The following is a 10,642-nucleotide window of genomic DNA, read 5'->3' on the forward strand; positions in this document are numbered from 1 at the left end:
TTACCAATAAATTATCATTAATGAATATGCGACATATCGAAAATATTAATCAATATTAAACCCATGAATGATCGTTTCTGAACGAGGTAATTTCTTAATTGCTCTTTTGAAAACCTCATACTCACCAACAAAAATTGCACGTTTCTTGCTTCGAGTTAGCGCAGTATAAATCATACTACGCTCCAGAAGCTTAGACTCTTTAACACAACAAATAATAGTATTGTCATACTCTGAACCTTGAGATTTATGAATAGTTATTGCATACGCCAAATTAATCCCTAACTCGAAGCATTGATCTTTAGACAACGTATAAACTCTATTATTAAACTCTGCAATAATATTTTCTGTATTTTCATGAAATTCAACACCAATGATACTTCCTGTCATTCCATTAAATAGCTCTAATTCGTAATTATTGGAAGTAACAATTATGGGATCATTTTCTTTAAGAATACTACTACCTAGTTTGATGCTTTGATCTTCATCACCTTGATTGCACACGAACTGCATCGACTGATTTATAGCTTTGGTGTTATCAATCATCGAATGAGAAGCATGAGGGCTGATAACTTGACCAATATGAGTTTTAGAAATTTCAATTATTTTCTTTATAAGATCTTTTTGATTCGGCTCGCATGGAACAAAAAATACTCCTTCGTCTTCTTTGTTCCATTTCGGAATATTACTGATAACTCCATTGCGAATTGACATTGACAATTGATGTATTGGGCTACCTTGGGTTTGTCGGTGAACTTCCGTTAAGTTTGAAGTTGGCAATCGGCCTACACAAACGTGAAAGAATAAACCGAATCCAACAGGGCTTAATTGACCTGTATCACCTACTAACAGTAAAGAAAAATTGGTGTTTTCTAAATGTCTTAAAAGTCTACTGGCTAGTGAAATATCAACCATGCTAGCTTCATCAATTATAATGATCGGCTTATGCATTTGCAGAGTTGTATTAGCATTGGCTAATTGTTTGATGAAGCCATGAATTGTAAAAGTTATATCATCACGTCCAGTTGCTTCTCTAGCTCGCTCTTTGGCTTTGCCTGCTAGAGCAAGAATATAAACGTTTCGAGAAAATCGTTCAGCAATATCAACAACAGCTTTCAGTACAGTAGTTTTACCAGTGCCACCATAACCAGTGATAACAGATATCCGGCTAGTTAATGACATTTTCACTGCTGATTTCTGTTCATTTGTCAGCGGATAACCAACATCTCTGTGATTTTGAACACTGTAGAGTTCAATTGCACTCACAAGTTCTTTTACTTTTACTCGTGTTATCAACCTTTGCTTTTTAAGATTACTGATTTGTTCTTCTAACAGGGCTTCAATATATCCAACACCTGCTGTTTGAAAGTACTTTTCTTTATCTTTTGTAAAGAAGCAAACGGCACGGACTTTACATGCTTCATCAATCGCATTTTTACTATTTCCTATGCCTATCAGACTAGATACGTTTGATTGGAGATGATGCTCTGACATAGCTGTATCGCCATTCATCAAGTGCTGATATAAAACATACTCAACAGCCCCAACTTTTCGCTCTATTGATTCATTGGAGAATCCAAGTTGCAGCGCAGTTTTATCAATTGCATTCCAGAAGTTTTTTGTAATTGAACCGAAGGCTAATAAACCATAAGGGTTACTCTGAATGCGCTCTAAAGAATTGTATTTGCAGACTTTAATTATTTTCTTCGCAAGAGAAGGATCTAAATGATTTTCCATGAGGAAGTGTGCAAGTTTCATTTCTTCATGCAAGGGATTCCATTTAGAGCAAAGAGCTTTGGCTATAGGCAGGGCTATAGTGTTTGCAATAACGGAGTAATCACCCGCATCCAATAAGCGAACTAACTGACTGGAGCCTATTTTTTCTATTAATTGTTTTACTTTTTTAGGGCCTAAGTGAATACCTCTGAAATTAGGATGTTTGATTAAAAGGCTACTTAAGTAATTATCTGCTGGAAGTGGAACTATTATGCATTCGCTGACAATGACATTCTTTCCATACTTTTCTGTGCGAATTATTTCACCTTTTATGGACCAAAATTCTCCTGACTCTGGAGTTCTAGTCAGTATTTTGTAATTTGCGCGAAACTTGAGTGGATATTTTCGTCCCAATACTGTTCCTGTAAAAATTGCACCACCAAAACTTCCTGCATAGACACTTCCGATTTGAACTGTTTCATTAAAGGAGCCTCTCATGAAAATGCTCTTCTGCCTGTTTCGAGCAGGTGTTGAAATTTATACTCACTTTCTTCTTTGCGATTTATTAATAAGGTGATTTCCTTTTGCGCTAATGCTAGCTCTTTTCTTAGCTGCTCAATTTCGGCAGTGGTTCTTTCTAATTCTTTTTCCAATTTTGATGTATTTTGAGTTAGCTTCTTAGCTTGAACCTCAAGCTTAGATTCTGTTTCTTTTGTAGGAGAAACCTCCGTCCCAATCCTTTCCAAATCTGATTGAAATTGTCGCCCCATTAAAGATTCTTTATTTTGAATCACTCCTCTCTTAAAACCGCACTCTTTGGCAATAAGAGAAATATTAGCGTCACCAAACTGATTAACTGGAAATTTAGTGTTTGTTGCCAAAAGATTTGCTACATATGCCGCATAATTATCTCTATTTATTTTAGCCTTTACGTTAGGAGATAGTCTTTCCTTATTCATTGCTATACCCCTTGAATACTTGTGAGTCTTTAATTTTAGTTTTTTTTAAAAGTTTGGAATCAACAACTGTTCGATCTCTTCCTTGGTGTATAACATTAGCTATCCCCTCGTTTTCTAAAATTAGTAATCCTTCGGTAGCTTCAATGATAAACATTATAACTTTATGACAAGCATCAAGGGCTTCCGTGTGGTTATAATTATTATCTTCGAATATAGCTGAGTTTCCCTTATTTTTTGTCGAAGCAACAAGGTTTTGGCTATCAGTATTTAAATTTAGATCAATAAATTTATTAAGAGCTTTAATTTCATTTCGAAGATTTAATAACTCAAGCTGCTCAGTTAAAAGCTGAACATTCTGTGAAGTTAAATCACGTTTTTCTGAGTTAACAAAATAGCTATCAAGTAAATATCGATACTTTCCATTTTTTCTCAGCAGAGTAGTTCGATCTATTTTCCCTTCACCTTTTTTTGGCGTAGATGCTGCCTGACCTTCTTCAATATCAATCATAGAATTAAAGGTTGCTACAGTGTAGTTTGCCAAAGCACTTACGTTATCAAAAACAATATGTGAGCTTTTTAAAGTGCTTAATATATTCTTAAGCTTACTTATTCGATTTTGCACTCTAATATCAACAGATGTCTTGAATCTATTAGTCCCCTTATTTGCCCCACTAGCCATTTTGTAGATGCCTCAGCCCGATGCCATTTAACTTATTATTTTCAAATGGCTTTCTCAAATGAATAATTACTTCATCCTTAGATAGCCCTTCCTTCTCTGCAATATCTCTGACAAGTCCTCGCAATTCATCGATTAGACAAAATGACTCAGTATTTGCTAAAAGCTGTGCAAATTTCTGTTGGTTTATGAGTATTCGATTTCGAATATGTAAAATTTCAGCTTTCAATGATGGTGTAAAATACTCTTTAAACATCTTTGCATCATTCATTCTTAACAAAAATTCAGTGGCCTGTGGGCTCTCTTCAGTTGTTTTAAGAAAGCTCTTGTGCAGCATAAAAGGTTTAGCAACAACATAATTGCTATGTGACAAGTGAGATTCTTCACTTTTTATGAATTCATCGTACTTAATTTGCAAAATTTGGTAAGTATGAATCCAAGCAGCTAATTCCATTGCTACTTCATTTTTTTCGCGATCTAGTTTATCAATGCTTGATTCATCACGCTCTGATTCACTATTCAATAGATTAATTTGAGTCTGATAACTTTTCACTTCACTATTTAATTTGCGTATTTCAGCTAAAATCCGTGGCATATGATCTATTGTTTTTATTGAGTAATAACATTGACCACACTTATATTTACCACAATCAGAAAGAATGTCCGCAGGACATTGGCCATTAAATGGGCAAATATGCGTAGACATAAAAGACATATTAGAAGTTGGGGTTACATCAATTAAGTTGATACCACTTTTAACTTTTCCATTACCTGATTCGGAAACCTCACTAAATGAAGTACCACCGAAGACCCCTCTAATTAGACTCGGTTCTGTATCAACAACCTTTTTCAGCTTAGTATTTACTTCGATACTTTTTGTATTTTGAAAATTAAACAGGTCATCATTTGTAGAAATATTGCCATTTCTCAAGCTTTGTGACTGACTCTCTAATATTTCGAGAACATCATCTTTATCGAGCTGCACATAGTGATGTAAAACTGCTAAAGATTCATGACCAGAAATAAACTCAGCAATAACCCAAGGCGGCAGTACTTTAATTTTCTCACTAATGACAGATGATCGCGTACCGTGGGGCGTGTAATCTGTTTCATAATGTGTCGCTAAAGAAAAAGAATCTTTGATTAAATCTTTTTCGAGTTGATCAAAGTTATCACCTACAGCAATTTCTTCCAGAAAATTTAAGTCATCTTGATTTTTAGAGTCACTGTATAGCTCTTCATTATTCTTATACTCATCAATAAACGTACTCATGGATTCTGGCAAAGGGTTAAGAGGCTTAGCATTAACCTTTTTCATCGCAACATGTAAATCAAAAAACAATTGAATATTGCGATACAATGTAACAGTTCTAGAATAACTAAATGGCTTACTATCGCCGACAGAGGCCAAGTGAAACAATGGGCGAATTTTTTTGTAGGGCGAATTTTTATAGCCGTTGTACGCCAACTCTGGGACAACAATATCAAGAGAGTCTTGAAAAGACTTCAAGCGCTTTAAAAGCTTAATAACTCTCGAGCTGACGAAAGGTGTCCAGCCAGACTTTTTGACCTTATCTGTAGATACTTCAATAAAATCAGAATCTAAATTTAACTCAGACAAAACACTATCAGTCTCATCTTTTAAATGCTTATCGAAAGTATCTCTATCTAGCCATCTGATATGTCTATGTCTTAGTCCAGTTTCTAATGCGACAGCCAGTAGAAATAACCCTTGAAAACAAGGGTAATCATATAATTTACCGTCACGCTTTGAGACAACATTTGTTAGTAGGCGAGAAGGTATTGCTTTGATCGGTATAATTTTGCCGTCGCTGTTATAGTAAATGGGAGTAAAGCCTAGTTTTTGAGTATCATAGTATGAAAATTGATACGATAACTGTCTTTCATACTTTCCCGAGTCAATTAAATAATAAAAGAACTCACATAGTGCATGCACAAGTGAGTGAATTGCAGCAAAACACCGAGAGGGAAAGATTTTCTTATTCGTTCCCTTATTGTTTTTTTTGCTGAGAGGAAAATCAAGTTTTGAAATAGGGTTAATGAAACCGGATGTATACTCATTTCCTTTTTGCTCTTCGAGCCACTCAAAAAATAAAGAAATTGATTTTAAGTTATTGTAATACGATGATTCACCATTATTACCTTTGATGCTAGTTAATAATGATGGGATATTTCCACCAAAATCTTGGTTTCCGTCAATAAAAATTCGATTAAAACCTATAGGACAGGAAGGTACCGCTTTATCTCCAGCAGATTGAAATAAATCTACAAATAAATATTTATTAAGTAGGCCAAGCGCCCTTGTATCATTGCGTTCAGTAGACATAAAGTTTCTACTTCGATATTTCAAATATGCTCTTTGCAGCTCAATCCAAGTCGAAGCTTTTTCATTGTTATCATTTTTTAGTAAATCATCGATGTTATGAATTGTGAGAGAGCGATTAGTATTTAATAAAAAGCTAATTCTATCTATATCAAAGTTACATCGTTCAGGTGCATATCGATATAAAGTTGTTAATACATGATGAAACGGTAGACTATAATGCGGTGAATGATATGCAGAATCATCGATTTTCTTTTGATACATAGCTTTTGAAAACGCGATTACCTCATCAATATCGATATCTTCAATTGTATACCATGTCGACGCGATGAAAATCTTATATGCATAATCTCGACAGTAAGTATTATCACTATCTGGTAAATATTCAGATAAGTCATCAATTTTTGAAGATTTATTCATAAAGCAATTTCTGAAAAGCGCTAATAGCTCTGGATAGATCTCTATTGCATGCTCAAACCAAATACGGTTTTTACTTGATTTTGGGAATGCGTATGAAGTAGGTAATAAAATAGCTTTTCTAGCATAAAGCGCATAAAAGAAAACTCTCAGCCCAGACTTAATCGGCTTAAAAAAAGCTTTGGTAAATGCAGCTTGATTACTATTAGGAATATAAGGCAAGAACTTTCTAAAACTATTTAACGAGGTTGAGTCTTGAGGCTCATCACTTATAGCAAATACATCATGCAGCCATTGCTCAGTAAATAGCTCTGAGTTCAACTCGTGGTTGTGGTAAAATTTGTAAATTGCACATCTGCTGTTAGTCTTCGTCGTAATAGAACTAGCAGAAACTTTCAGATCCCCCCGTATAACATTGAAAGTATCTCTAAAAGCTAAATGAATAGCATCTGATAACTCTTTATTAGATAAAAGTAAAATTAACTCATTAGTAGCATTAAACATTTACAGTCTCCTTATTATTTTTTTTGGGTAGGAGCTTTTCTAGTTTTTTTAATTCTTTTTCATGATATTTAATTCTGATTTCATGAATATTAATTTTTTCTCTCGAAAACATTTCTTCATTCGCATAAGCAATTTGGGCTAACAATAGATCCTGATCTGCTTTGGCATATATTTCGGTTGATTTAATTGAAGCATGGCCCATTAAAATTTTTACATAAGATATATTTAAGCCATAGTCACCTTGCGGCAGTGGAAGATAATTCAAAGTATATACACCGTAGCTATGTCTAAGAGAGTGAATTGAAATACCTTCAATATTTCCATCACAAGAGACACTAGCGTGCTTTTTAAATTGTTTTTCTCGACTACTGCGATCTGATAAGAAATAAGGTTTTCCCGTCTTTTGGTTTTGGAAAATAAATTTATGGGGCATCATATTATTTCTTTCATATCTGAGGTACTTCTCAAGATTTTTAAAAAAGATCGACTTAAAGGGTTCAATTAAAAATGTCATTTTCGTTTGTCTACCTTTCCAGCAAAGTTGCTCGGCTTCTTTTTCTGAAAGCCCTTTTAGCCTGCTCTTATCTGCCCAAGGACTGTTTAGCTCAACTTCATAATTCATTTGATTGATATCTGATATTGTGAGCTGAAGACACTCGTGGACTCGACAACCTGAGGCTGCTAAGAATGCATATATAGTCTTATCTCTGTAACTCGTAGCAGCATCAATAAGCTTTGCGATACAATCAAGAGGAAAGTGTCTGACATTTTTTCTCGACCGGTCTACGACACGCTTTAGAATACCAAGCCTGACTTTTTTAAGGTTATCAGGGCTTTTAGCTATTACACCTCCGAGCAAACTATTTTCCTTTACTTTTTTTGCTTCAAAAGTAGTGACATCACGATATTGAATTTTGAGTATTCTGCTGATTTTTGGGTTTTCGAATGACTCTATTTTTAATTCGTAGTATTGAATAAAACTCGTTAATGCTGCATTTATAACTGAAATCGAAGAATACGCTGTATTTTTATTCTTTTTATTTTCTATAGCAATTTTTTTAGCCAGTGCAATATCTGAATCAACACCGAAAGTCAGGTATGAATTATATGAATATATAATATCTTCAATAATAGAATCTGTTATGATTCTCTTTACTGACTCTATTTCATAAGCACGATGTAAATAGTTAAGAAAGCGTAATATATGCTCAAGATAAACTTTAATTGTACTTGATGAATAACCTCGACTTTTTAAATCACGAGCATACAAAGCAATTGAAGGATAAACAGTACCACTTTCATCTGTCACAACAGCATCCAGTTTATTTCCAATAAAATAAAATTTTTTACGAAGCATTCTAATTTCTACTCAACACAGAAGACAAAAAGAAATATAACAGCAACTTTTAAATTTACAACCCTTTGATTAAAAAGAATATTTATGACAAAAAAAGATATTTTCAGATTTTTTAAAGAAGTTAATTAATACAAAATTAAGATATAAAACAAAACAACTGCTTATAAAGTAATTTAGTTAACTTAGATGAAAAGGTAAGTGAGATTAGAGTAAAAAAATTCTCGAAATTATTTTAATGAGTAGCCAATTAAGAGAGTATTTTCATGTTATTGATCAGATTTTTTATAGTTTAAAATGATAATTATAGATTGGGAGGGGGGGAGAAGGTATTAAAAATTAAGAACTCTCTTCTCAATTCATAACATTGAAAAGGTAAGCAAATTAGCTCACCATTATTGTTTGTGAAGATACAGTTAGACAAACCCGCTTTTGAACAAGAGGAAGTTGGCTCACCGACCATTCATCATTTCTCCAACCTTAATAAATGCCGAAAGATTGATTCGTAACGTCTGCTAACCTGAGAAGCGGAACTTAACATCCCGAGTAGCTTCGCCTTGTTTTCAGGTTTTAGGCGTCCTTCGATGTACTCGACGTATAACTCGTGGATCGCTTCATGGTGCTTATTTTGGACATGTAAGCCTTTATCGTTAATTGCGACGCCTGTCACTAGCTTGGTCTTTTCCGGAGGTCGAGAAAACTCTTTATGATACTGATAACCGTAACTGTGTATTAGCTTCTTAACCTCCCATATAAAAGCCCCTGAGACAGTATTCCCTGAAAAGGTTAAGTCGTCCACATAGACCGTAAAGGTTATCTGATTAGTAGCGGACAACTCGCCTATTTTTTCGAACATCGGCAAAGACGAAAAGAACGCTAAGATCTGACTTAAAGGGCTCCCCGTTGGGATATGGTCATTAACACATGCTAGATTTGTAACTATTTTTGATACGTCAGGTGAACAGAATAAACAGGACCTGAAAAATTGATAGACGGCTTCTCGGTTCGTTGACAGGTAATATTTCTTAATATCGAGTTTGACTAGCGCGGAGCCTTCTTCGTGGGCCATGGCATTCGTTATATGAGATCTTTTCTTGACCCCTGAGTGTAGGTATTCAGGAGTTTCAATTCGCTTTAAGAGGTTAAATAGCCTCTTGTGGACCTGCTCTAAGGTTGACTTCGGGACTTGTACTTCTCGGCTTTTACCATTCTTTTGAATAGTGAATATTCGGAAGTTATTTTCGTTTTCGGATAAGCTCCGTAAGGTTTTAAGGTCCATACCGAGTAACTCGGCTAACTTCTTTTTTGCCTGTAATCTATATAAGGGTGATTGTTCTTTGGGATAACGGTTCCGTGTTCTCAGTTTTTATTCCTCCAACGATATAGTTATCTAGAGGTCCCGAGCCATCCCCCTCGAAGAGCCACTCCAAAAAGTTGCCTATCGGGTCCTCAACCCACCTATAAAATCTATAGAAAGCCAAGAGTTTAGTAAGCCATTTACATGGCTTGACTAGATGTTTAAGGACTTTACGTCGCTTCATTCGGGTCTGTTCTTCTTTACTTGGGTCGTCTATATCTGACATAACTTTATCCTCATGGTTACCGGGGCGATTGCCACCGTCTCACGCGTAACTTAAGGACGGGAGAAAAGAACAGTTTTTATCCTCTAGATTCCAAGACCGTTCGTTTCTCACCGAACGGCCTGCACGTCATTCATTGATACATGTCATACGAATACGAATACGAAGACACGAAGAACGGATGAGCGCGCAAAGGGTTAGGGTTTTATCCCCACGGAAACTAACGCTTCCCAATAGTATGAGATTATTCCCGCATTCCAAGTAGTATCATTATGAGGGCGTTTATTTATTAATCAATACAAAGGAGTTAAATTTCTTTAACTTTTTTGTGCTCTATCTCATGTTTGGACAAAATGTATGGTACGCCCCGTTTTGCAAGTTAATAACTAAAAATAACGGAGATGGTTTGCGCTAATGTATTCAGAGTCTATTAGAGACTTTCATTAGTCCCAGCTCTACGATGAGATCTGCGCCAGATTGTCCTCAAAAATGAGAAAGTACTTTATCTTACTGAAATGTCCACACTGAAATGTCCACAAGGTCTTCAATCTGGTGGTCTAACCGTTTTGTCATCATTAATTATCATATGCAAACTGACTTAAACTCTAATTTCAAAGGGCTTCTTCTTGGTCATTACAGACCAAGCTATTCTTGCTATTTTATTTGCTAAAGCAACAAGTGCGACATTAAATGGCTTTCGACATTTTAAATCTATCAACCATGTTCCAAAGAACTTTTCCGCTGTTTTATCCCGCCACATAACGGCACGAGCAGCGTGAATAAATAACTCTCTCAGTTCCTTATTCCCTCGCTTGGAAATACCTAACATTCTAGGTTTACCGCCCGTTGAGTATTGAAATGGAACTAACCCTAGCCAAGCGGCAAAATTACGTCCATTATCAAAATCCTGTGGACTACCAACTGCTGATATACAGCATGATGCAGTCATAGGTCTAACACCTGGAATTGTTTGTAATAACTTAGCTATATCGTTTTCTTTATTTAACGCTAATAACTTATCTTCTTGAGCTTTAATCCACACATTTAGTTGATTGTAATATTCATATTGAGTTGTTAGCTCTGCAATCAATAGCG

General features: G+C 35.2%; 6 protein-coding genes. All 6 read right to left on the reverse strand.

The features are described 5' to 3' along the window. Window positions 1-45 precede the first annotated feature (45 nt). A complete protein-coding gene (locus JIG37_RS09840; protein WP_199529278.1) occupies window positions 46-2,211 on the reverse strand; it encodes an AAA family ATPase in 2,166 nt (721 codons plus the stop codon). Next, window positions 2,208-2,672 carry a hypothetical protein gene (locus tag JIG37_RS09845; protein ID WP_199529279.1) on the reverse strand — a complete coding sequence of 155 codons (465 nt, stop codon included), beginning with the start codon at window positions 2,670-2,672 and terminating at the stop codon, window positions 2,208-2,210. Before JIG37_RS09845 ends, JIG37_RS09840 begins: the two co-directional genes overlap by 4 nt. Further along, window positions 2,665-3,351, reverse strand: coding sequence for a hypothetical protein (locus JIG37_RS09850; protein WP_199529280.1), 687 nt, complete (start codon window positions 3,349-3,351; stop codon window positions 2,665-2,667). The genes JIG37_RS09845 and JIG37_RS09850 overlap by 8 nt, the downstream gene beginning before the upstream one ends. Beyond that, complete coding sequence (locus tag JIG37_RS09855) at window positions 3,344-6,613, reverse strand: hypothetical protein (RefSeq protein WP_199529281.1); 3,270 nt, start codon at window positions 6,611-6,613, stop codon at window positions 3,344-3,346. The genes JIG37_RS09850 and JIG37_RS09855 overlap by 8 nt, the downstream gene beginning before the upstream one ends. Continuing rightward, window positions 6,606-7,970, reverse strand: coding sequence for a site-specific integrase (locus JIG37_RS09860; protein WP_199529282.1), 1,365 nt, complete (start codon window positions 7,968-7,970; stop codon window positions 6,606-6,608). The genes JIG37_RS09855 and JIG37_RS09860 overlap by 8 nt, the downstream gene beginning before the upstream one ends. Window positions 7,971-10,145: 2,175 nt before the next feature. After that, window positions 10,146-10,642: IS110 family transposase (locus JIG37_RS09865; protein WP_199529283.1), on the reverse strand; the 497-nt coding region annotated here is incomplete at its 5' end.

Origin of the sequence: Pseudoalteromonas sp. bablab_jr010, assembly GCF_016464105.1 — a bacterium.
GTDB classification, from domain to species: domain Bacteria; phylum Pseudomonadota; class Gammaproteobacteria; order Enterobacterales; family Alteromonadaceae; genus Pseudoalteromonas; species Pseudoalteromonas simplex.